Below are 22,521 nucleotides of genomic sequence, written 5' to 3' on the forward strand. Positions count from 1 at the left end.
CCGAACGTGCTCGAGACCCTCGTCGCGGGCGCGCTCGAGGACGCCGCCGCCCGTCGCGTCGACCGCCCGTACTCGGACGTCGAACGCGACCTCGACCGGGTGGCGTCGCCGCTCGACGCCCTCGCGTTCCTCGCCCCGGGCGACCGGGTGAAGATCCTCGCCGAGGTCAAGCGCGCCAGCCCGTCCCGTGGCTCGATGGCCCCCATCGAGGACCCGGCCGCACTCGCAGCCGACTACGAGCGCGGTGGCGCGTCGACGATCAGCGTCCTGACCGAGGGGCGCAAGTTCCTCGGCAGTCTCGCCGACCTCGAAGCCGTCAAAGCCCGCGTGGGCATCCCCGTGCTGCGCAAGGACTTCATCGCCGACCCGTACCAGGTCGTCGAGGCCCGGGCCGCCGGCGCCGACGTCGTGCTGCTCATCGTGGCCGCGCTCGAGCAGCAGCAGCTGGTCGAGCTCCACACGCTGGCCGAAGAACTCGGCATGCGCGTGCTGGTCGAGGCGCACTCCGCCGACGAGGTCTCCCGTGGCCTCGACGCCGGTGCGCGGATCCTCGGCGTCAACGCGCGCGACCTCACCGACTTCTCGCTCGACCGCGACCTGTTCGGGTCGCTCGCCGACCGCATCCCCGACGGGGTCGTGCGCGTCGCCGAGTCCGCCGTCGCCGGTCCCGCCGACGTCGCCCACTACCGCGCAGCGGGTGCCGACGTCGTCCTGGTCGGGGAAGCGCTCGTCACGGGTGCAGACCCCGCCGCCACCCTCGCGTCGTTCATCGAGGCCGCCGACCGCGGCTGAACGTTCCACCCGTCCGACCACCGGCACCGCCGGTCGCGTCGGACACGTCCCGGGAAGACCCATCGTGACCTCACTCCGCGACCTGCACGGCCCGTACTTCGGTGACTTCGGCGGACGCTTCGTCCCCGAGTCGCTCGTCCTCGCGCTCGACGAGCTCGAGGCCGCCTTCCGCACGGCCTGGGCGGACCCGGCCTTCCGTGCCGAGCTCGACGAGCTCCAGCGCGACTACACCGGTCGTCCGTCGATCATCACCGAGGTGCCGCGGTTCGCGAAGCACGCCGGTGGTGCCCGCGTGATCCTGAAGCGCGAGGACCTGAACCACACCGGGTCGCACAAGATCAACAACGTGCTCGGTCAGGCGCTCGTGGCCCGTCGGCTCGGCAAGACCCGCCTCATCGCGGAGACCGGTGCCGGCCAGCACGGCGTGGCCACGGCGACCGCGGCTGCGCTGTTCGGCATGGACTGCGTCGTGTACATGGGTGCCGTCGACACCGAACGGCAGGCGCTCAACGTCGCCCGGATGCGCCTGCTCGGCGCCGAGGTGATCCCGGTCGAGACCGGATCGCGCACGCTGAAGGACGCCATCAACGAGGCCCTCCGCGACTGGGTGGCGAACGTCGACTCGACCCACTACCTGCTCGGCACGGTCGCCGGCCCGCACCCGTTCCCCGAGATGGTGCGCGAGTTCCACAAGGTGATCGGTGAAGAGGCCCGCCAGCAGGTCCTCGACCGCGTCGGGCGTCTCCCCGACGCCGTCGCCGCGTGCGTCGGTGGCGGCTCGAACGCGATGGGCATCTTCGAGGCGTTCCTCGACGACGAGTCCGTCGCGCTGCACGGCTTCGAGGCCGGTGGCGACGGCGTGGAGACCGGTCGGCACGCCGCGAGCATCACGCTCGGTCGCGAAGGCGTCCTGCAGGGCGCGAAGTCCTACCTCATGCAGGACGAGGACGGCCAGACCATCGAGAGCCACAGCATCTCCGCCGGGCTCGACTACCCGAGCGTCGGGCCGGAGCACGCCTACCTGGCGTCGATCGGTCGCGCACAGTACGCGCCGATCACCGACACCGAGGCGATGGAGGCGTTCCGGCTGCTCAGCCAGACCGAGGGCATCATCCCGGCGATCGAGTCGGCGCACGCGCTCGCGGGTGCGATGAAGCTCGGCAAGGAGCTCGGCCCCGAGGGCGTCGTGCTCGTGAACCTGTCCGGCCGTGGCGACAAGGACGTGGCGTCCGCCAGTCGCTACTTCGGCATCCTCGACGAGAACGCGGTGCAGCTGTGACCACGAACCAGACCGTCGCCACGACGATCGACACCGCCAACGCCGAGCGTGCCGGGGCCGTCGTCGGCTACCTGCCCGCCGGGTACCCCGACGTGCAGACCAGCGTCGACGCTGCCGTCGCCCTCGCCGAGAACGGCGTGGACGTCATCGAGCTCGGCCTGCCGTACTCCGACCCCGTCATGGACGGTCCGGTCATCCAGCGTGCGGCCGAGGAGAGCCTGGCGAACGGCTTCCGGGTCGCGCAGGTCTTCGATGCCGTGCACCAGATCACCGAGCGCGCCGACGTGCCGGTGCTCGTGATGACGTACTGGAACCCTGTGCTCCGCTACGGCGTGGACCGCTTCGCCGACGACCTCGTCGCCGCCGGAGCCGCGGGCCTCATCACGCCCGACCTGATCCCGGACGAAGCCGCCGAGTGGATGGCCTCGTCGGAGCGGACCGGCCTGGACCGCGTGTTCCTCGCGGCACCGTCCTCGTCCGACTCCCGGATGCAGCAGGCGGTGCAGGCGAGCCGCGGGTTCGTCTACGCCGTCTCGACGATGGGCGTCACCGGAGCACGGGCCGGCGTCGACGTCGCTGCACGCACCGTGGTGTCGCGGCTCCGTGACGCCGGCGTCGCGCGCACCTGCGTGGGCCTCGGCATCTCGACGGCCGAGCAGGTCGCCGAGGTCCTGGAGTACGCCGACGGCGCGATCGTCGGCTCGGCGTTCGTCCGCGCACTGGCCGACCTCGGGGTGCAGGGGGTCGCCGACCGCGCGGCCGACCTCACCACCGGCGCCCGCCGCTCCTAGTCCAGTTCCTGGCGGGCCCACGACCCGCGCTACAGTGAGCGGGGCCGACGACACGTCGACACCGCGCCCCGTCAGTTCCGAAAGGCGACCGTTCCTCCATGCCCCTCCTGAGCATCCCGAGCCCGAGCACCGCCTGGCAGTACTTCGACCTGACCGCCTGGCTGCGCGACGTGTTCGGTTGGTCGCTGCCGCTCGACTTCCGCATCCACGCGTACGCGATCTGCATCCTGCTCGGGATCGTCGCCGCGGTCCTGCTCGCGAACCGCCGCCTCAACGCGCGCGGCGTCGAGCGTTGGATCATCATCGACATCGCGATCTGGGCGGTGCCCGCCGGCATCATCGGCGGCCGGCTCTTCCACGTGTTCACGCACGTGTCGGACTACTTCGGCCCCGGCATCGACCCGCTGTCCTTCCTGTACATCTGGGAGGGCGGGCTCGCGATCTTCGGCGCCCTGATCCTCGGGTCCGTCGGTGCCTGGATCGGCTGCCGCCAGGTCGGCCTGCGGTTCACGTCGTTCATCGACGCCGTCGTGCCCGGGGTGCTGCTCGCACAGGCCTTCGGTCGGCTCGGCAACTACTTCAACCACGAGCTCTTCGGCATGCCGACCAGCCTGCCGTGGGGCCTGCAGATCGAGTCGACGAACGCCGCGTTCCCGAAGGGCCTGCCCGAGGGCACGCTGTTCCACCCGACGTTCCTCTACGAGATCATCTGGAACGTCCTGGGCGTCGTCGTCATCCTGCTGCTCGACCGCAAGTTCACGCTGCAGTGGGGCAAGGTCCTCGCCCTGTACCTGATCTGGTACGGCGTCGGCCGGTCCTTCCTCGAGTCGATCCGCGTCGACACCAGCGAGACCTTCGCGGGCATCCGCACGAACGTCTGGATGTCGTTCGCGGCCATCCTGCTCGGCATCGTCATCTTCATCGTGCAGACCCGTCGGCACACCGGCAAGGAGCCGAGCCCGTACCTGCCCGGTCGCGAGCCGCGTCCGAAGTCCGATGTAGACTCCGACGACACCTTCTCGGAGCACGAGGACGACGACGAACGCCTCGTCGCCCAGGGCTCCGGAGCGGTCACGACTCCCACTGACCGCGCCTAGGAGCACTCCTCCCCGCCACAAGCGGGGCACGGGCACCAGTCCCGCCCGTCTGGGCGGAACGCACCACCGGGCCACCGCTGTCCCTGTTCCACTTCCTCGTGAGGACGGTTCCCCCATGGCGCTCCAGCCACTCCAGCCCTCGGCACCGAAGTCCCTCGTGCCGCCGCACCGTCGGTTCTCGGCGGTCCCCGACGCCACCGGCATGTACGACCCGGCGAACGAGAAGGACGCCTGCGGTCTCGCGATGGTCGCGACGCTGCGCGGGACGCCCGGCCACGACATCGTCGACGCTGCACTCGGCGCCCTCCGCAACCTCGAGCACCGCGGTGCCGTCGGTTCGGACGCCGGCACGGGCGACGGCGCGGGCATCCTGTGCCAGGTGCCGGACGAGTTCCTGCGCGCCGTGGCGCCGTTCGACCTGCCGGCGGCGGGGGAGTACGCGGTCGGCACGGCCTACCTGCCGACCGACGAGGGCGACCGGCACGCCGTCAAGGGCGCCGTCGAACGACTGGCGCGCGAAGAGGGCCTGAAGGTCCTCGGCTGGCGCGAGGTCCCGGTGCGCCCCGAGGTGCTCGGCACCCTGGCGCGTGCGGCGATGCCGGCGTTCGAGCAGCTGTTCGTCGCCTCGGTGCGCCACGACGTGCACGGCGCCTCGTGGAGCGGCATCGCCCTGGACCGCCAGACCTACCGGCTGCGCAAGCGCGCCGAGCACGCGAACGACCTGTACTTCATGTCGCTGTCGAGCCGCACCATGGTCTACAAGGGCATGGTCACGACGCTGCAGCTCGAGCCGTTCTACCCGGACCTCAGCGACGAGCGCTTCGCGTCGAAGCTCGCGATCGTGCACTCGCGCTACTCGACCAACACGTTCCCGTCGTGGCCGCTCGCGCAGCCCTTCCGGACGATCGCGCACAACGGTGAGATCAACACGGTGCGCGGCAACCGCAACTGGATGCGCGCACGCCAGTCGCAGCTCGAGAGCGAACTGCTCGGCGATGTGGCGCCGCTGCTGCCGATCGTCAGCCCCGGTGCGAGCGACTCGGCGTCGTTCGACGAGGTCCTCGAGCTCCTGACCCTGACCGGCCGGACGCTGCCGCACGCGGTGTCGATGATGGTGCCGGAGGCCTGGGAGAACCAGGTCGGGATGGACCCGGAGCTGCGGGCGTTCTACGAGTACCACTCGATGCTCATGGAGCCGTGGGACGGTCCAGCCGCCATCACCTTCACCGACGGCTCGCTCGTCGGCGCGACCCTCGACCGCAACGGGCTGCGTCCCGGGCGCTTCCTCGTCACCGACGACGGGCTCATCGTCATGGGGTCGGAGACCGGTGTCATCGACGTGCCCGCCGCGAAGGTCGTCCGCAAGGGCCGTCTGCGCCCCGGCCGGATGTTCCTGGTGGACACCGAGGCCGGCCGCATCATCGAGGACGACGAGGTCAAGCAGGGCCTGGCGTCCTCCGGCCCGTGGGGCGAATGGCTCGACGAGGGCCGCATCAACCTGAACGACCTGCCCGACCGCGAGCACATCGTGCACACCCCGGCATCGGTCACCCGTCGGCAGCGTGCGTTCGGGTACACCGAAGAAGAGGTCCGCATCCTGCTCCGCCCGATGGCGCAGGTGGGCGCGGAGCCGCTCGGTGCGATGGGGTCCGACACCCCGATCGCGGTGCTCTCGCAGCGCCCCCGGCTGCTGTTCGACTACTTCACCCAGCAGTTCGCCCAGGTGACGAACCCGCCGCTCGACTCGATCCGCGAGCAGGTCATCACCTCGATGGGCATGGGCCTCGGTCCGGAGCGCAACCTGCTGTCGGCCGGTCCCGAGCACGCGAAGCAGATCACGCTCGACTTCCCGGTGATCGACAACGACCAGCTCGCCAAGGTGCAGCACTTCGAGACGGAGTCGGGCCGGCACCTGACGGTCACGATCAAGGGCCTGTACCGCGTCGACGCCGGCAAGAAGGCGATGCAGAAGCGCATCGCCGCCGTGTGCGACGAGGTCGACGCCGCGATCGAGTCGGGCAAGCAGTTCATCGTGCTGTCGGACCGCGACGGCAACGCCGAGCAGGCGCCCGTGCCGAGCCTGTTGCTGCTCGCCGCCGTGCACCACCACCTGATCCGCACCGAGCAGCGCATGAAGGTCGGCCTGATCGTCGAGGCCGGCGACGTGCGCGAGGTCCACCACGTGGCGTCCCTCATCGGGTACGGCGCGTCGGCGATCAACCCGTACCTCGCGATGGAGACCTGCGAGAACCTGGTCCGTGCCGGCATGATCACCGGGATCACCCCGGAGCAGGCCGTCAAGAACGTGATCAAGGCGCTCGGCAAGGGCGTCCTGAAGATCATGTCGAAGATGGGCATCTCGACGGTCTCGAGCTACGCCGGTGCCCAGGCGTTCGAAGCCGTGGGGCTCAGCCAGGAGTTCGTCGACAAGTACTTCACCGGCACGTCGTCGATCCTCGGCGGGGTCGACATCGACGTCATCGCGAAGGAGAACGCCGAGCGGCACGCCCAGGCGTACCCGCAGGACGGCGCGGTCCTGTCGCACGAGCGACTGCAGACCGGCGGCGAGTACCAGTGGCGTCGCGAAGGCCCCCCGCACCTGTTCAACCCGGACACCGTCTTCCGGCTGCAGCACGCCACCCGTGCCCGCCGGTACGACATCTTCCGTGAGTACTCGAGCGCCGTGGACGACCAGTCCGAGGAGCTCATGACGCTGCGCGGGCTGTTCCGCTTCAAGCACGGGGCGCGGAAGCCCGTCGCGCTCGACGAGGTCGAGTCGATCGAGTCGATCGTCAAGCGCTTCAACACGGGCGCGATGTCGTACGGCTCCATCTCGAAGGAAGCCCACGAGACGCTCGCGATCGCGATGAACCGCCTCGGTGGCCGCTCGAACACGGGGGAGGGCGGCGAGGACGTCGACCGGTTGCTCGACCCCGAGCGCCGCAGCGCGATCAAGCAGGTCGCCTCCGGGCGGTTCGGCGTGACGAGCATGTACCTCACCCACGCCACCGACATCCAGCTGAAGATGGCGCAGGGTGCGAAGCCCGGCGAGGGCGGCCAGCTGCCCCCGCAGAAGGTGTACCCGTGGGTCGCCCGCACCCGGCACGCCACCGCCGGCGTCGGCCTCATCTCGCCGCCGCCGCACCACGACATCTACTCGATCGAGGACCTCAAGCAGCTGATCTTCGACGTGAAGCGCGCCAACCCTGCCGCACGCGTCCACGTGAAGCTCGTGAGCCAGTCCGGCATCGGCGCGGTCGCGGCCGGTGTGACGAAGGCGCTGGCCGACGTGGTGCTCGTGTCCGGACACGACGGTGGCACGGGCGCGTCCCCGCTCAACTCGCTCAAGCACGCCGGCACCCCGTGGGAGATCGGCCTCGCCGAGACGCAGCAGACGCTCATGCTGAACGGCATGCGCGACCGCGTCGTCGTGCAGGTCGACGGTCAGATGAAGACCGGGCGCGACGTCGTCGTGGCAGCCCTGCTCGGCGCCGAGGAGTACGGCTTCGCCACCGCTCCGCTCGTCGTCGAGGGCTGCATCCTGATGCGCGTGTGCCACCTGGACACGTGTCCGGTGGGGGTCGCGACGCAGAACCCCGAGCTCCGCAAGCGCTTCTCCGGCAAGCCCGAGTTCGTCGTGAACTTCTTCGAGTTCATCGCGCAGGAAGTGCGCGAGCTCCTCGCCGAGCTCGGCTTCCGCACCCTCGACGAGGCGATCGGCCGGTCCGACGCCCTCGACGTCGACCGTGCCCTCGAGCACTGGAAGGCGTCAGGGCTCGACCTCGCACCGGTCCTCGCGGGTCCGCACTTCGAGGACGCCGAGCCGCGTCGCCACCAGCGCGAGCAGGACCACGAGCTCGAGCAGCACTTCGACGTGGGGCTGATCCAGCAGACCGCCGACGTGCTCGACCACGGCGGCTCGATCGCGCTCGACCTGCCCATCCGCAACACCGAACGCGCGGTCGGCACGATGCTCGGCCACGAGGTCACCAAACGGCACGGCGAGCACGGGCTGCCCAGCGGCTCGATCGACGTCACGCTGCGCGGCTCCGCCGGACAGTCGCTCGGCGCGTTCATGCCCGCCGGCATCACCCTGCGCCTCATCGGCGACAGCAACGACTACGTCGGCAAGGGCCTGTCCGGTGGCGAGATCATCGTGCGGCCGGACGCCGGTTCGGGCTTCGACCCGGCGGAGAACGTCATCGCCGGCAACGTGATCGGCTACGGCGCGACCCAGGGCAGCATGTTCATCCGTGGCATCGTGGGCGAGCGCTTCCTGGTGCGCAACTCGGGGGCGACCGCGGTGGTCGAGGGCGTTGGCGACCACGCGCTCGAGTACATGACGGGCGGGCTCGCGCTCATCCTGGGCGAGACCGGTCGGAACCTCGGGGCCGGCATGTCCGGCGGCACCGCGTACGTCCGTGGTCTGCGCGAGGAGCACGTCAACACCGACGCCCTCGCGACCGGTGAACTCCGACTCGAGGCGCTCGACAGCGCCGACGTCGAGATCGTCACCGACCTGCTCACCCGGCACGCCGAGGAGACCGGTTCGACGCTCGCGTCCGACCTGCTCGAGTCCGGCGACCTGAGCGACTTCGTCAAGGTGCTGCCGCGTGACTACGCGGCGGTGCTCGAGACCCGTCAGCGCGCCGTCGACGAGGGGCTCGACCCCGACGGCGACGTCGTCTGGAACAGAATCATGGAGGTGACCGGTGGCTGAGCGTCACGCACGTCCGGAACCGGCAGCGCCCGACACGACCACGGAGGTGACCGGTGGCTGACCCCAAGGGATTCCTCAAGGTCCAGGAACGCGAACTGCCCGCACGGCGCCCCGTGCCCGTCCGGCTCATGGACTGGAAAGAGGTCTACGAGCAGCAGGAGTCCGGTGCCCTCAAGCGCCAGGCCGGCCGCTGCATGGACTGCGGCGTGCCGTTCTGCCACCAGGGCTGCCCCCTCGGCAACCTGATCCCGGAGTGGAACGACCTGACCTGGCGGGGTGAGGGCCGTCAGGCGATCGAGCGACTGCACGCGACGAACAACTTCCCGGAGTTCACGGGCCGGCTGTGCCCCGCTCCGTGCGAGTCGTCGTGCGTGCTCGGCATCAACCAGCCGCCCGTGACGATCAAGCAGGTCGAGGTCGCGATCATCGACGAGGCGTTCCAGAACGGCTGGGTCACCCCGCACCCGCCGGAGCGCCTGACGGGCAAGACCGTCGCCGTCGTGGGTTCCGGCCCCGCCGGGCTGGCCGCCGCGCAGCAGCTCACGCGCGCCGGTCACACCGTGGCCGTCTACGAGCGCGACGACCGCATCGGCGGGCTGCTCCGCTACGGGATCCCGGACTTCAAGATGGAGAAGCGCCAGATCGACGCGCGCCTGTCCCAGATGCAGGCCGAGGGCACCCGCTTCCGTGCGGGCGTCGAGATCGGCCGCGACATCACCTGGGACGACCTGAAGTCGCGCTACGACGCGGTCGTCGTCGCCACCGGCGCGACGGTGCCGCGCGACCTGCCGATCCCGGGGCGCGACCTCGAGGGCGTGCACTTCGCGATGGACTACCTGGTCCAGCAGAACAAGGCGAACGCCGGCACCCGGGTCGACAACCAGCTGACCGCCGAGGGCAAGCACGTCGTCGTGATCGGCGGCGGTGACACCGGTGCGGACTGCATCGGGACCGCGCACCGGCAGGGTGCCCTGAGCGTGACGAACCTGGCGATCGGCAAGCAGCCGCCGCTGGAGCGTCCGTCCGAGCAGCCGTGGCCGATGTTCCCGACCGTCTTCGAGGTGACGAGCGCCCACGAAGAGGGCGGCGAGCGGCACTTCCTCGCCTCGACCGTCGAGTTCCTGGCGAACGAGGCCGGCGAGGTCCGGGCGCTCCGGGTCGCCGAGACCGAGTACCTCGACGGCCGTCGCGTGCCGAAGGCCGGCTCCGAGCGTGAGATCCCCGCAGACCTCGTCCTCGTCGCGATGGGCTTCACGGGTCCGGAATCCGACACGATCGAGCCGCAGCTCGGTCTGCCGACGACGGTGTCCGGTGCGCTCGACCGCCGCGCCGACTACACGACGAACGAGGCGGGCGTGTTCGTCGCCGGTGACGCCGGCCGCGGGCAGTCCCTGATCGTCTGGGCGATCGCCGAGGGCCGTGCCGCGGCGGCGAAGGTCGACGAGTACCTCGAGGGCTCGACGATCCTGCCGGCGCCGGTGAAGGCGACCGACCGCGCGATGTCGGTCTGAGATGACGGATCGCCGCATGACCAACCACCACCAGATGCTCACCCCCCGGTGAGCGAGGGGCCACCAGCACTCGATAAGGTGCTGGTGGCCTCGCTTCGTTCCGCGCGGCCCCACAGCGCGGAAACCAGAGCATCACCCACCACCACGAAGGAATCCATTGAGACGCGCAAAGATCGTTTCGACGCTCGGACCGGCAACGTCGGACTACGAGACCGTCAAGGAGATCATCGAAGCGGGCGTCGACGTCGCCCGACTCAACCTCAGCCACGGTGACTACAGCGTCCACGAGGCCAACTACGTGAACGTCCGTCGCGCTGCCGAGGAGCTCGGCAAGCCGGTCGCGATCCTCGTCGACCTGCAGGGTCCGAAGATCCGTCTGGCCAAGTTCGCCGACGGCCCGCACGACCTGGCGGTCGGCGACGTGTTCACGATCACGACCGAGGACGTCCCCGGCTCCAAGGAGATCTGCGGCACGACGTTCAAGGGCCTGCCCCAGGACGTCAAGCCCGGCGACCCGCTGCTCATCGACGACGGTCGGGTCCGCCTGCGCGTGCTCGACACCGACGGCGTCCGTGTCCGCACCGAGGTCGTCGTCGGCGGCACCGTGTCGAACAACAAGGGCATCAACCTGCCCGGCGTCGCAGTGAACGTCCCCGCGCTGAGCGAGAAGGACGAGGCCGACCTCCGCTGGGGCATCCGCCAGGGCGCCGACCTCATCGCGCTCTCGTTCGTCCGCAACGCCTCGGACGTCGTCCGCGCGCACGAGATCATGGACGAAGAGGGCAAGCGCCTCCCCGTCATCGCGAAGATCGAGAAGCCGCAGGCCGTCGACGCGCTCGAGGAGATCATCGACGCCTTCGACAGCATCATGGTCGCCCGCGGTGACCTCGGCGTCGAGCTCCCGCTCGAGGCCGTCCCGATCGTGCAGAAGCGGGCCGTCGAGCTCGCCCGCCGCATGGCGAAGCCGGTCATCGTCGCGACCCAGATGCTCGAGTCGATGATCTCGTCGCCGATCCCGACCCGCGCCGAGACCTCCGACGTCGCGAACGCCGTCCTCGACGGTGCGGACGCGGTCATGCTCTCGGGCGAGACCAGCGTCGGCGAGTACCCGGTGCAGACCGTCCGCACGATGGCCCGCATCGTCGAGTCGACCGAGGACCACGGCCTCGAGCGCATCGCGCCGCTCGGCACGAAGCCGCGCACCCTCGGCGGGGCGATCACCCTCGCCGCGGTCGAGATCGCGGAGTTCACCGAGGCCTCGTACCTCTGCGTGTTCACCGAGTCCGGCGACTCGGCGCGCCGCATGTCGCGTCTGCGCCACGGCCTGCCGATCATCGCCTTCACCCCGAACGAGGCCACGCGTCGCCGCATGGCGCTCACCTGGGGCGTCCGGTCGTTCCTGGTCGAGCGCAAGACCCACACCGACGAGCTCTTCTCGCAGGTGGACGACGTCCTGCTCGAGAACGGCCTGGCCGCCCCCGGCGACCGCGTCATCGTGACGGCCGGTTCGCCTCCCGGGATCGAGGGCTCGACGAACGACCTGCGCGTGCACCGGGTGGGCGACGCCCACGCCGAGGCCGCTCCGGCCTACGTGCGGGACTGATCCGCAGGATCCCGACGCCGACAGGGCGCGGACAGGAGGCCCGGCGCACGAACACGCGTCGCCTCCGGTCCGCGCCCTGCCGCGTCTCGCCCGGACGCCGGACGCCGGACGCCGGACGCCGGACGCTGGACGCGCCGCGGCTGCGCCCCGCCGTGGTCGTCGCGCCCCCGCACACCGGGGCGCGACGGCGTCTGCGGGGCGCGACAGCCCGGCCCGACACCGACGCCCGTCGCGTCCCATCCGGGCGCGGACGGAAGGCACGGGGCACGTGGTGCGCGCAGCCTCCGGTCCGCGCCCTGTCGCGTCCCGCCGCCAACGTACCCGTGGTGCGCCCCGCCGTGGTCGTCGCGCCCCCACACACCGGGGCGCGACGGCGTCCGCGGGGCGCGGACAGGAGGCACGGCGCACGAACACGCGTCGCCTCCGGTCCGCGCCCTGCCGCGTCTCCACGGCCCTGGTGGTGACCACCGGTCGGCCGCAGGCGGCAGGATGGCTGCTGTGAGCCTCCAGACCGAACACCCGGCGCCGCGCGCCGACGTCCGCCGCTGGCGCCGCTACCTGGCCGACGAACGCGCCGAGGGCGCGGTCTACCGGAACCTGGCCGCGCGGCGGTCTGGCGAGGAACGCGAGATCCTCGCCGCGCTGGCCGAGGCCGAGGGACGGCACGAGCAGCACTGGCTCGACCTGCTCGGTGACGACGTCGGACGTCCGCAGCGGGGCAGTCTGCGCACCCGGGTCCTCGCGACACTTGCGAAGCGCTTCGGGTCGGTGTTCGTCCTCGCGTTGATGCAGCGCGCCGAGGACCGCTCGCCGTACGCCGACGACGACGACGCGACCGCGAGCATGGCTGCCGACGAGCGCATCCACGGCGAAGTGGTGCGCGGGCTCGCGAACCGCGGTCGGATGCGGTTGTCGGGCACCTTCCGTGCGGCGGTCTTCGGCGCCAACGACGGACTCGTGTCGAACCTGGCCCTCATCATCGGCATCAGCGCGTCGGGCGCCGACCGGCACTTCGTGCTGCTGAGCGGCATCGCGGGCCTGCTCGCCGGAGCCCTGTCGATGGGTGCGGGGGAGTACGTGTCGGTCCGGTCGCAGCGCGAACTGCTCGAGGCGTCCGCACCGCACCCCGAGGCCGGCCGCGCCGTGGCGGACCTCGACGTCGACGCGAACGAGCTGGCCTTGGTGTACCGCGCCCGTGGGATGGCCGAGGCCGAGGCGACCGAGCACGCAGCGCAGGTGCTGTCCGGCATCGGTGAGCGACACCCGTCGACCGGTCCGGTCGCCGTCGCCGACGACCACGAGGCGGTGGGCAACGGCCTGAGTGCCGCGGTGTCGAGCTTCCTGTTCTTCGCGTCGGGCGCGATCATCCCGGTGCTGCCGTTCCTGTTCGGCATGCAGGGGTGGGCGGCCATCGCGGTCGCCGGCACGCTCGTGGGTCTCGCCCTGCTCGGCACCGGTGCGGTCGTCGGCGTGCTGAGCGGTGCGTCGCCGGGAAAGCGGGCGTTCCGGCAGCTGGCGATCGGGTTCGGCGCCGCGGTCGTGACCTACGCGCTCGGGCTGCTGTTCGGCACCGGTTCCGCCTGACGCCTACCGGCGGACGGCGGCTCGCGGCGGGAGCAGCAGCAGGGCCGCGGCACCGACGACGATGAGGGCGATGCCGGCGAAGACCATGAACACGGTGAGCGCGAGGCCGGGTACGACGAGCACGACGACGCCGCCGAGGATCGACAGCACGCCGCTCACCAGCGTCGGCACCCGGGACGACCCGGGGTGGCCGACGAAGCCGCCCACGATCGACACGATGCCCTCGATCACGAAGCCGACCCCGGCGAGCACGGCGTAGACGACCAGGGGGATCGCCGGGTCGACCAGCGCGACGAGTCCGGCGACCGCGACGAGCGCACCGACGATCCCGGAGGTCCACCGCCACACCGTCGGTGTCCCGTGCCCGCGCGCCGCAGCCACGACCCGCAGGGCGCCGGCGACGACGAGGTAGACGCCGAACAGCAGCGCCACGAGGACGAGCGACGGCCGGGGCCACACGATGGCGACGATCCCCAGGGCGATCGCGACGACCGCCGTGACGACGACGAACACCCGGAACGTGCGGACAGCACGAGAATCCACGGACACTCCTCCTGATCGGACCGCTGGAGTCCCGAACGCTACCCGGCCGACGGCGAGCCCGTGCGGTCCTCGGACCCGAGCGGGCGTGAGCCCGTGCAACCGGATGCAACCCCCGCGGTCGTACGGTGCGAGCAGCACGCGAACCGTGCGTGCCCCGACAGCGTCGTCGAAAGGCCACCACCATGACCATCGCACCATCGCCCACCAGCTACGCCGCACCCGGCGAACCGGGCTCCCTCGTGCAGTACCGATCGCGGTACGACCACTTCATCGGCGGCGAGTACGTCCCGTCGGCGAGCGGGCAGTACTTCGAGAACCCCACCCCCGTCACCGGCAAGGTCTTCACCGAGGTCGCGCGCGGTGACTCCACCGACGTCGACCGTGCGGTGGCGGCGGGCTGGAAGGCGTTCCCGACCTGGGGGCGGACGAGCGCCGCCGAGCGCGCGGTCATCCTCAACAAGATCGCCGACCGCATGGAGGAGCACCTCGAGATGCTCGCCGTCGCCGAGACGTGGGAGAACGGCAAGCCGATCCGCGAGACCCTCGGCGCCGACATCCCGCTCGCGATCGACCACTTCCGGTACTTCGCCGGAGCGATCCGCGCGCAGGAGGGCTCGGCCGGCGAGATCGACCACGACACCGTGGCGTACCACTTCCACGAACCGCTCGGCGTCGTCGGACAGATCATCCCGTGGAACTTCCCGATCCTGATGGCGGTGTGGAAGCTCGCACCGGCCCTGGCCGCGGGCAACTGCGTCGTGCTGAAGCCCGCCGAGCAGACCCCGGCGTCGATCCACGTGCTCGTCGAGCTCATCCGCGACCTCCTGCCCGCCGGCGTGCTCAACGTCGTCAACGGCTTCGGCATCGAGGTCGGCGCACCACTCGCCCAGCACCCGGACATCCGGAAGATCGCGTTCACCGGCGAGACCACCACCGGTCGGCTGATCATGCAGTACGCCTCGCAGAGCCTCATCCCGGTGACGCTCGAGCTCGGCGGCAAGAGCCCGAACGTGTTCTTCCCCGACGTCGCCGCCGAGAAGGACTCGTTCTACGACAAGGCACTCGAGGGCTTCACCTTCTTCAACCTCAACCAGGGCGAGGTCTGCACGTGTCCGTCCCGGGCGCTCGTGGCGAAGGAGATCTACGACGGGTTCGTCGCCGACGGCCTCGACCGGGTGCGCGCCGTCAAGCAGGGCCACCCGCTCGACCTGTCCACGATGATCGGCGCCCAGGCGTCGAACGACCAGCTCGAGAAGATCCTGAGCTACATCGACATCGGCAAGCAGGAGGGCGCGAAGCTGCTCACCGGCGGGGAGCGCGCGGACCTCGGCGGGGAGCTCTCCGGCGGGTACTACGTCACGCCGACGGTGTTCGAGGGCGTCAACTCGATGCGGATCTTCCAGGAGGAGATCTTCGGTCCGGTCCTCGCGCTGACGTCCTTCAGCGGCTACGACGACGCGATCGCCACGGCCAACGACACCCTCTACGGACTCGGTGCCGGGGTGTGGAGTCGCGAGGCCACCACGCTGTACCGCGCCGGACGTGACATCCAGGCCGGACGGGTGTGGTCGAACACGTACCACCAGTACCCGGCCGGTGCGGCGTTCGGTGGGTACAAGCAGTCCGGCATCGGGCGCGAGAACCACAAGATGATGCTCGACCACTACCAGCAGACGAAGAACCTGCTCGTGTCCTACGCCGATGGTCCGATGGGCTTCTTCTGATGCCCGACACCGCACGCGTGGCGGTCACGCCGGCGGCGGGGGAGCTCCTGCGCACCCTCGCCGCCCGGCACGGCCCGCTGATGTTCCACCAGTCGGGCGGCTGCTGCGACGGCTCGAGCCCGATGTGCTACCCCGTCGGCATGTTCCGGACCGGCTCCGGCGACGTCCTGCTCGGGGCACTCGAGGTCGACGGCATCGACCCCGTCGAGGTGTACATGTCGGTGTCGCAGTTCGAGTACTGGAAGTACACGCACCTCACCATCGACGTCGTCGACGGGCGCGGCGGCGGGTTCTCGGTCGAGAGCCCCGAGGGCAAGCGGTTCCTGACCCGGTCGCGGATGTTCGACGACGCCGAGCTGGCGGATCTCGGCCTGGTCCCGGTCGCGCACCGGACGTAGGCTGGCCGTACTCGTCGCGACGGTGCGGCGGGTGGGGTCGATCGGAGGACGCATGCGCGCACCCGACCGGCTCCGCCCGCTCGTCGCCGCGTCCTGGCGACGGTCCGCGGCGGTCGACCCGGACGGCGTGCCATCGCTCGCACTCGGTGACGACGAGCTCGACGCCGCCCGCCGGGACGGCCCCCTCGCCACCCTGCTGCCCGTGGTCCGGCACCTGCTGCTCGACGACACCCGGTCCGCCGGCTGCGTCCTCGCCGTCGGCGACGCCTCCGGTCGGCTCGTGTGGGTCGACGGCGCGCGGACGGCCCGACGTGCTGCCGAGGACATGGGCTTCGTCCCCGGCGCCGACTGGGCCGAGGACCGCGTCGGCACGAGCGCGCCCGGTACCGCCCTGCGGCTCGACCGGCCGGTGCAGATCCGCTCCGACGAGCACTACGCCAACGCCGTCAAGCCGTGGTCCTGCAGCGCCGTGCCCGTGCACGACGCTCACGGTGCCACCGTCGGCGTGCTCGACCTGACGGGCGACGACCGGGCCGTCGAACGGCACACCCTCTCGCTCCTCGCCGCCACGGTCGCCGCCGCCGAGGCGCAGCTCGCCCTGGCCGCGAGCCGGTTCCCGGGGCCAGACGCATCGACGCCGCGCGCGCCCGGCGCAGAGCTGTCGGTCCTCGGCACCGACACCGCCGTCCTGCGCGTCCACGACCGCCGGGTCCACGTGTCCGCGCGGCACTCCGAGCTCCTGGTCGTCCTCGCCGCCCACCCCGACGGGTTGGCGGCCGCCGACCTCGCGCACGCCGTGTACGGCGACGCCGGCGCCGTCGTGACGCTGCGCGCCGAGGTGGTGCGGCTCCGACGGGTCCTCGCGGAGCACGCGTCGGGCGTGACCGTGACGTCGCGACCGTACCGGGTGACCGGGATGGCGACCGACGTCGACACCGTGCTGTCCGCGCTCGACCGCGGGGCGCGCCTCCAGGCCGTCGACCGGTACACCGGACCGGTCCTGCCGGGGTCGGCTGCGCCGGGGGTGGACGCCGTGCGCGACCTGGTGCGTGGTCGGTTCCGCGAGTCGGTCGTCGCGGACGGCAGCGTCGAGGCGCTGCTCGCGTGGGCGCGGACGCCGGACGGGGCGGCGGACGCGCGCGTGCTCCGCGCGCTGCTCGCGGTCCTGCCGCGGCGGTCGCCGCGACGGGCCGGTCTCGTGGCGGCGATCGAGGCGCTCGAGGGTCCCTGAGCCGGTCGGGACGACCCGGCCTGGAGGCACGCCCCGCGCGGTCGGGACCGCCGACGGTGCGCGCCTCCCGGCCTGGTGATCAGGAACCGGAGGTCGGCGTCGGCGTGGTGGTCGCGTCGGGCGTCGGCGGGGTGGGCCTCGTGGGCTTCGCACCGTCCTTCGGCGGGGTGGGTGCCGTGGGCTTCGCACCGTCCTTCGGCGGGGTGGGTGCCTTCCCCTCGTCGCCCTTCGGCGGCACGGGCACCGTCGCGGTGTCGCCGGCCTTCGGCAGCGACGTGCAGCCGGGGGCCGTCACGGGGCCGCCCTCGGGTGGTGCGGGCACCGTCGCGCTGTCGCCGTCCGACGGAACCGGGGCCGGTGTGGTCGCGCTGTCCGGTGCACCGCTCGGTGCACCGGTCGGGGCGCTCGGCGCCGGGGTGGTCGTCGCGGCGTTCGCCGTGGCGATGCCGAACCCGCCGAGCACCAGCACCGCGGCTGCGGCCGTGCCGATCCCGACCCGTCGCAGGAGTGCGCCGCGTCGCGGGGTGGCGGTGGTGGTCGAGTCGTCTCGTTCGTCGAGCATGGTGGTTCCGTTCCGTGACCGGGCGGATCCGGGTGATCCGCCGCTGGAGACGACGCTCGAGTCCGAATCTGAAGCATGCCTGAAGCACAGGGGTTCTCCAGCGTCCTCCATGCTCGGTGGCCGCCGGAGCGTCCTACGGTGTCCGCCGTGCCTGTTCCCGCTCGAATCCTGGTCGTCGACGACGACGACTCCATCCGGACCTCCGTCGCGACGACCCTGCGTGCGGAGGGCTTCTCGGTCGCCGAGGCATCCGACGGACGCGACCTCGTCGAGGACCTCCGACGCGCCGCACCCGACCTCGTCCTGTTGGACTGGATGCTGCCCGGGCCGAGCGGCATCGTGCTCGCCGGCCGGGTGCGCTCCACCTCGGACGCCGCCGTCGTCATGATGACCGCGCGGGACGAGCTCGACGAGCGCTTGCGCGGCTTCGCCGAGGGTGCCGACGACTACGTGGTGAAGCCGTTCGCGATGGCCGAGCTGGTGGCGCGGGTGACGGCGGTGCTCCGGCGGCGCGGGCGGATCCCGTCGGTCGTCGAGGTCGGCGACCTCGTCCTCGACCCGGACGCCGCCACCGCTCGGCGTGCCGGGGTCCTGCTCGACCTCACCGCGACGGAGTTCCGCCTGCTGCGGTTCCTCGCCGAGAGCCGGGGCCGCACCGTGTCGAAGGGGCAGATCACGACGCAGGTGTGGGGCTACGACGACGTCGCGGCGAACGTCGTCGAGGTCCACCTCAGCGCCCTCCGACGCAAGATGGAGGCGCACGGGCCGCGGCTCGTGCACACCGTCCGCGGCCTCGGGTACCGGCTGAGCGACGAGCGGACGGCGGCGTGAGGGTCCACGACGGTGCGCTCCGCACGACCTCGTTGCGGCTGCGCACGGTCGTCGCGATCGTGGTCCTGCTCGCGGTGCTGCTCGCCGGGCTGGCGGTCGCCGTCGAGGTCCTGCTCGGCATCCGACTGCGCGCCCAGGCCGAGGACCGGCTCCGTGACCGGGCGTCGGCCGCCGCGGCGCTCGTCGGGACCGTCGACGCCGAGGACCTCGCCGACCGGCTCTCCGCGCAGGGGCTGTCGGTGCGCATCGTCCGGCCGGACGGCGGGGCCGTCGAGGCCGGTCCGACGCCGGACCAGCTGCGGACGGGCCCGCCGGAACCCGGCGGCCTGCCGGCGACGGTGCCGCGCGGCAGCGGACTCGTCGGCGGGACCACACCCACGGCCGCGGCGACGCCGACGACCACCGAGGACGGCGCCACGGTCACGTCGTCGTCCGTGCGCGAGGACGACGGGGTGCTCACCCTCGTGAGCCGGCTCGACGACGGCACCCGCATCACGCTGACCGTCGGCACCCGCGACGTGCAGGACACCCTGGTGCAGCTCGGCTGGGTCATGGGCGGTGCCTCCGCGGCGTTCCTCGGGGTCGCCGTGCTCGGTGTGGTGCTCGTCGTCCGCCGGTCCCTGCTGCCACTCGACGAGATGGCGACCACCGCGCGGTCGATCGCGGGCGGCGACCGCGGACGGCGACTCCGGCCCTCGCGGCAGGACACCGAGATCGGTCGCGTCGCCGTCGCCCTGGACGAGATGCTCGACGCCGTCGAGGGCGCGGAGCGTGAGGCCGTCGCCGCGGAGGCACGGGTCCGCTCGTTCCTCTCCGACGCCGCGCACGAGCTGCGGACGCCGGTCGCCGGGGTCCGGGCAGCGGCCGACACGCTCGTGCGCGACGGTGGCGGCGACGTCGCCACGCGCGAGGTGCTCGCCGTGCACGTCGTCCGCCAGGCCGACCGAGCCGCACGGCTCATCGAGGACATGCTCACGATGGCCCGGCTCGACCGGGGGATCGAACTCGACCGACGACCGGTGGACCTCGGCGCCTTCCTGGTGGCGGAGGGCGACCGGCTGCGGTTGCGGCTGCCGTCCGTCGCGCTCGAGGTCGTGGTGCCCGAGCGGCCCGTGTGCGCCGACGTCGACCCCGAGCGGCTCGCCCAGGTCGTCGGCAACCTCGTCGACAACGCCGCCCGCGCTGCCGGACCCGCCGGCCGGATCGTCGTCTGCCTCGACGACCGGGGAGCGGGCCCGGTGCTCCGGGTGGCGGACGACGGTCCGGGCATCCCGGCCCAGGACCGCGTGCGGGTGTTCGACCGACTCGTCCGCCTCGAAGCCGCTCGCGACGCCCGTTCCGGCGGGGCCGGACTGGGCCTGCCGATCGCACGGGGCATCGCCGAAGCGCACGGCGGGTCCCTGCAGCACGCCGACGACCACGAAGGCGGCGAGGGCGACGTGCTCGGCGGTGCGGTGTTCGAGCTGCGGCTGCCGGCGGCGGTCGAGGGGCGGGGGCCCTGCTAGCCTGGAGGCCTCGCGAGTGTGGTGGAATCGGCAGACACGGGGCACTCAAAATGCTCTGCCTCACGGCGTGCGGGTTCAAGTCCCGCCACTCGTACAAGGCGGCTGTTCTGTCCACGGATCGCCGTGTGCTGACATGAAGCACTTCTGACGTCTAGTAGGCTTGCGGCTGTGAGTGACACAGAAGCAACTGCAACAGCACCGCGCCGCGTCGTCGTCGCCGAGGACGAGTCGCTCATCCGCCTCGACATCGTCGAGATCCTCCGCGACAACGGGTTCGACGTGGTCGGCGAGGCCGGCGACGGCGAGACCGCCGTGCAGCTCGCCACCGACCTCCGTCCCGACCTCGTCGTGATGGACGTCAAGATGCCTCAGCTCGACGGCATCTCCGCAGCCGAGAAGCTGTCCAAGAACCACATCGCTCCGGTGGTCCTCCTCACGGCGTTCAGCCAGAAGGACCTCGTCGAGCGTGCGACCGAGGCCGGCGCGCTGGCCTACGTGGTCAAGCCGTTCACCCCGAACGACCTGCTCCCCGCGATCGAGATCGCCCTCTCTCGGTACCAGCAGATCATCACGCTCGAGGCCGAGGTCGCCGACCTGGTCGAGCGCTTCGAGACCCGCAAGCTCGTCGACCGCGCCAAGGGCCTGCTCAACGAGAAGATGGGCCTCACCGAGCCCGAGGCGTTCCGCTGGATCCAGAAGGCCTCGATGGACCGCCGCCTGACCATGCACGACGTCGCCAAGGCGATCATCGAGCAGCTCAGCGCCAAGAAGTAGCACCACCCGTCGCTCACACCAGCGCCGTCGGACCCCGGTCCGGCGGCGCTGCTGCGTTCCCGGGCGCGTGGCGCGCTCGGTGCGTGTGCATGTTCCGACACGACACCGGTCGATCGACGCGTGTTCTGTCGCAGTGTGCGAACGCATCCTGTGCGTGTGCATGTTCCGACACGACACCGGTCGATCGACGCGTGTTCTGTCGGAGTGTGCGGACGCATGCACGCGGCCACGGGCGCGCGGGGCAGTGGAGCCGACCACCTGGCAGGCTGGAGCTGTGGACGACGTGGTGATCCGGGCCTCCCGGCCTGACGACATGCCGGCGGTGGCCGACCTGCGGTGGCGGTGGAGTATCGGCGAGGGCGGCGCCGAGCCGGCCGCGACGCCGGACGACTACCGCGCGGCCATGACGGCCTTCGCCCGCGAACACCCGGACACGCACCGGTGTGTCGTCGCAGAGCGTGACGGTGCGGTGCTCGGCATGGCGTGGCTCGGACTCGTCGCCCGGCCGCCGACCCCGGACCGGCCGGGGCGACGCCTGACCGCCGACGTGCAGACCGTCTACGTGCACCCCGACCTGCGCGGGCTCGGCGTCGCCGGACGACTCGTCACCGCGCTGCTCGACATCGCGGACGACCTCGGCGTCGAGCGGACCTCGGTGCACTCGAGCGTCGACGGGGAGCGGCTCTACCGGCGGCTCGGCTTCGGCGACGCACGGCTGCTGCTGCAGCGTCCGCCCGAGGACTGAGCGCTCGTCGCCTCAGCCGCGCGCGGGGAGCTGCTGCAGCGTCCAGGCGTTGCCGTCCGGGTCGGTGAAGAAGACGAAGCGACCCCAGGCCAGTTCGTCGACACCGATCGCGTTCACGCCGAGCCCCTGCAGGTGGGCGAGGGCCTCGTCGGCGTCGGGGACCACCACCTGGACGGACTTCAGCGACCCGGGCTGGACGTCGGGGGACATGATGCCCTCGCCGAACGCGATCGAGCACGCCGACCCGGGCGGGGTGGCCTGCACGAACCGTACGTCGTCGGACACGCGCTGGTCGTGGTCGATCGTGAAGCCGATGCGTTCGTAGAACTCGCGGGCCCGGTCGACGTCGCTGACGGGGAACATGACGAGTTCGATCTTCCAGTCCATGACGGACTCCCTGCGTGCGTGCGAGGGGTTCAGCGCTGTTCGCAGTTCAGCGTGCCTCGCGGATGAGGTTGGTGATGCGGACGGTGGAGCAGCGGCGCCCCTGGTCGTCCGTGAGCACGATCTCGTGCGTGGTGAGCGTGTTGCCGAGGTGGATCGCGGTGCAGACACCGGTGACGGTGCCGGACGTGGCGCTGCGGGTGTGCGAGGCGTTCAGCTCGATGCCGACGGCGTAGCGGCCCTCGCCGGCGTGCACGTTGGCGGCCATCGAACCGAGGCTCTCGGCGAGGACGACGTAGGCGCCCCCGTGCAGCAGGCCGACCGGTTGACGGTTGCCCTCGACCGGGATGCTGCCGACGGCGCGGTCGGCCGACATCTCGGTGATGACCATGCCCATCTTGTCGGCGAGCTCGCCCATCCCACGGGCAGCGAGCCGCTCGTCGACGT

The 22,521-nt window shown here is 71.6% G+C and carries 19 protein-coding genes and 1 tRNA gene; 16 read left to right on the forward strand and 4 right to left on the reverse strand.

Going from position 1 to position 22,521, the window contains the following annotated elements:
- Positions 1 to 6 precede the first annotated feature (6 nt).
- From trpC to EDF28_RS08115, 8 genes are all read left to right on the forward strand, one after another.
- Positions 7 to 792, forward strand: coding sequence for an indole-3-glycerol phosphate synthase TrpC (gene trpC, locus EDF28_RS08080; RefSeq protein WP_123339898.1), 786 nt, complete (start codon positions 7 to 9; stop codon positions 790 to 792).
- A gap of 64 nt (positions 793 to 856) precedes the next feature.
- Positions 857 to 2,071, forward strand: coding sequence for a tryptophan synthase subunit beta (trpB, locus tag EDF28_RS08085; protein ID WP_123294329.1), 1,215 nt, complete (start codon positions 857 to 859; stop codon positions 2,069 to 2,071).
- Positions 2,068 to 2,862 carry a tryptophan synthase subunit alpha gene (trpA, locus tag EDF28_RS08090; protein WP_123294330.1) on the forward strand — a complete coding sequence of 265 codons (795 nt, stop codon included), beginning with the start codon at positions 2,068 to 2,070 and terminating at the stop codon, positions 2,860 to 2,862. Before trpB ends, trpA begins: the two co-directional genes overlap by 4 nt.
- 98 nt (positions 2,863 to 2,960) lie before the next feature.
- The gene (lgt, locus tag EDF28_RS08095; RefSeq protein ID WP_123294331.1) at positions 2,961 to 3,959 is read left to right on the forward strand and encodes a prolipoprotein diacylglyceryl transferase; all 999 of its coding nucleotides are present in this window, start codon (positions 2,961 to 2,963) and stop codon (positions 3,957 to 3,959) included.
- A 202-nt stretch (positions 3,960 to 4,161) separates the two neighbouring features.
- Entirely contained in the window at positions 4,162 to 8,679 is a 4,518-nt protein-coding gene (gltB, locus tag EDF28_RS08100) for a glutamate synthase large subunit (RefSeq protein ID WP_123938111.1), read from the forward strand.
- Positions 8,680 to 8,732: 53 nt separating this feature from the next.
- Positions 8,733 to 10,190, forward strand: coding sequence for a glutamate synthase subunit beta (locus EDF28_RS08105; protein WP_123937804.1), 1,458 nt, complete (start codon positions 8,733 to 8,735; stop codon positions 10,188 to 10,190).
- Between the two features lie 157 nt (positions 10,191 to 10,347).
- A complete protein-coding gene (gene pyk, locus EDF28_RS08110; RefSeq protein WP_123294333.1) occupies positions 10,348 to 11,793 on the forward strand; it encodes a pyruvate kinase in 1,446 nt (481 codons plus the stop codon).
- Between the two features lie 489 nt (positions 11,794 to 12,282).
- Complete coding sequence (locus tag EDF28_RS08115; protein WP_123937805.1) at positions 12,283 to 13,377, forward strand: VIT1/CCC1 transporter family protein; 1,095 nt, start codon at positions 12,283 to 12,285, stop codon at positions 13,375 to 13,377.
- 3 nt (positions 13,378 to 13,380) lie between these two features.
- Here the strand turns inward: EDF28_RS08115 and EDF28_RS08120 are convergent, their stop codons facing one another.
- Positions 13,381 to 13,920, reverse strand: coding sequence for an HdeD family acid-resistance protein (locus EDF28_RS08120; RefSeq protein ID WP_185094184.1), 540 nt, complete (start codon positions 13,918 to 13,920; stop codon positions 13,381 to 13,383).
- Between the two features lie 182 nt (positions 13,921 to 14,102).
- On the opposite strand from EDF28_RS08120, the gene EDF28_RS08125 reads away from it, so the two are divergent.
- From EDF28_RS08125 to EDF28_RS08135, 3 genes are read left to right on the forward strand one after another with little or no spacing between them, the layout of a single operon-like run.
- Positions 14,103 to 15,644: an aldehyde dehydrogenase family protein gene (locus EDF28_RS08125; RefSeq protein WP_123294335.1), complete on the forward strand. Its 1,542-nt coding sequence runs from the start codon at positions 14,103 to 14,105 to the stop codon at positions 15,642 to 15,644.
- A complete protein-coding gene (locus tag EDF28_RS08130) occupies positions 15,644 to 16,042 on the forward strand; it encodes a DUF779 domain-containing protein (protein WP_111083940.1) in 399 nt (132 codons plus the stop codon). The genes EDF28_RS08125 and EDF28_RS08130 overlap by 1 nt, the downstream gene beginning before the upstream one ends.
- A 52-nt stretch (positions 16,043 to 16,094) precedes the next feature.
- Positions 16,095 to 17,273, forward strand: a complete 1,179-nt coding sequence (locus EDF28_RS08135; RefSeq protein WP_123937807.1) for a GAF domain-containing protein — start codon at positions 16,095 to 16,097, stop codon at positions 17,271 to 17,273.
- 79 nt (positions 17,274 to 17,352) lie between these two features.
- Here EDF28_RS08135 and EDF28_RS08140 read toward each other — a convergent pair whose 3' ends face one another.
- The gene (locus tag EDF28_RS08140) at positions 17,353 to 17,835 is read right to left on the reverse strand and encodes a hypothetical protein (RefSeq protein WP_123937809.1); all 483 of its coding nucleotides are present in this window, start codon (positions 17,833 to 17,835) and stop codon (positions 17,353 to 17,355) included.
- Positions 17,836 to 17,982: 147 nt separating this feature from the next.
- On the opposite strand from EDF28_RS08140, the gene EDF28_RS08145 reads away from it, so the two are divergent.
- The 5 genes from EDF28_RS08145 (at position 17,983) to EDF28_RS08165 (ending at position 21,690) form a co-directional block, all read left to right on the forward strand.
- Complete coding sequence (locus EDF28_RS08145; RefSeq protein WP_243692451.1) at positions 17,983 to 18,666, forward strand: response regulator; 684 nt, start codon at positions 17,983 to 17,985, stop codon at positions 18,664 to 18,666.
- Complete coding sequence (locus tag EDF28_RS08150) at positions 18,663 to 20,171, forward strand: HAMP domain-containing sensor histidine kinase (protein WP_123937811.1); 1,509 nt, start codon at positions 18,663 to 18,665, stop codon at positions 20,169 to 20,171. The genes EDF28_RS08145 and EDF28_RS08150 overlap by 4 nt, the downstream gene beginning before the upstream one ends.
- Before the next feature lie 12 nt (positions 20,172 to 20,183).
- Positions 20,184 to 20,265 (forward strand) — tRNA-Leu (locus EDF28_RS08155).
- 74 nt (positions 20,266 to 20,339) lie between these two features.
- Positions 20,340 to 20,945, forward strand: a complete 606-nt coding sequence (locus EDF28_RS08160) for an ANTAR domain-containing response regulator (protein WP_071291723.1) — start codon at positions 20,340 to 20,342, stop codon at positions 20,943 to 20,945.
- 274 nt (positions 20,946 to 21,219) lie between these two features.
- Positions 21,220 to 21,690, forward strand: a complete 471-nt coding sequence (locus EDF28_RS08165) for a GNAT family N-acetyltransferase (protein ID WP_185094185.1) — start codon at positions 21,220 to 21,222, stop codon at positions 21,688 to 21,690.
- A 12-nt stretch (positions 21,691 to 21,702) separates the two neighbouring features.
- On the opposite strand, the gene EDF28_RS08170 is transcribed toward EDF28_RS08165, so the two are convergent.
- Both EDF28_RS08170 and EDF28_RS08175 read right to left on the reverse strand, forming a co-directional pair.
- On the reverse strand, positions 21,703 to 22,077 hold the full coding sequence (locus EDF28_RS08170) for a VOC family protein (RefSeq protein WP_123937815.1): 375 nt from the start codon (positions 22,075 to 22,077) through the stop codon (positions 21,703 to 21,705).
- A gap of 46 nt (positions 22,078 to 22,123) precedes the next feature.
- A complete protein-coding gene (locus EDF28_RS08175; RefSeq protein ID WP_111084165.1) occupies positions 22,124 to 22,492 on the reverse strand; it encodes a PaaI family thioesterase in 369 nt (122 codons plus the stop codon).
- Positions 22,493 to 22,521 lie beyond the last annotated feature (29 nt).

The organism is Curtobacterium sp. PhB137, assembly GCF_003814955.1.
Taxonomy (GTDB): domain Bacteria; phylum Actinomycetota; class Actinomycetes; order Actinomycetales; family Microbacteriaceae; genus Curtobacterium.

Coding starts and splice junctions, on each gene's coding strand:
- lgt (WP_123294331.1), top strand. CDS start 2,961: ATGCCCCTCCTGAGCATCCCGAGCCCGAGCACCGCCTGGCAGTACTTC.
- gltB (WP_123938111.1), top strand. CDS start 4,162: ATGTACGACCCGGCGAACGAGAAGGACGCCTGCGGTCTCGCGATGGTC.
- EDF28_RS08115 (WP_123937805.1), top strand. CDS start 12,283: ATGGCTGCTGTGAGCCTCCAGACCGAACACCCGGCGCCGCGCGCCGAC.
- EDF28_RS08125 (WP_123294335.1), top strand. CDS start 14,103: ATGACCATCGCACCATCGCCCACCAGCTACGCCGCACCCGGCGAACCG.
- EDF28_RS08130 (WP_111083940.1), top strand. CDS start 15,644: ATGCCCGACACCGCACGCGTGGCGGTCACGCCGGCGGCGGGGGAGCTC.
- EDF28_RS08135 (WP_123937807.1), top strand. CDS start 16,095: ATGCGCGCACCCGACCGGCTCCGCCCGCTCGTCGCCGCGTCCTGGCGA.
- EDF28_RS08140 (WP_123937809.1), bottom strand. CDS start 17,835: ATGCTCGACGAACGAGACGACTCGACCACCACCGCCACCCCGCGACGC.
- EDF28_RS08170 (WP_123937815.1), bottom strand. CDS start 22,077: ATGGACTGGAAGATCGAACTCGTCATGTTCCCCGTCAGCGACGTCGAC.
- EDF28_RS08175 (WP_111084165.1), bottom strand. CDS start 22,492: ATGGGCGAGCTCGCCGACAAGATGGGCATGGTCATCACCGAGATGTCG.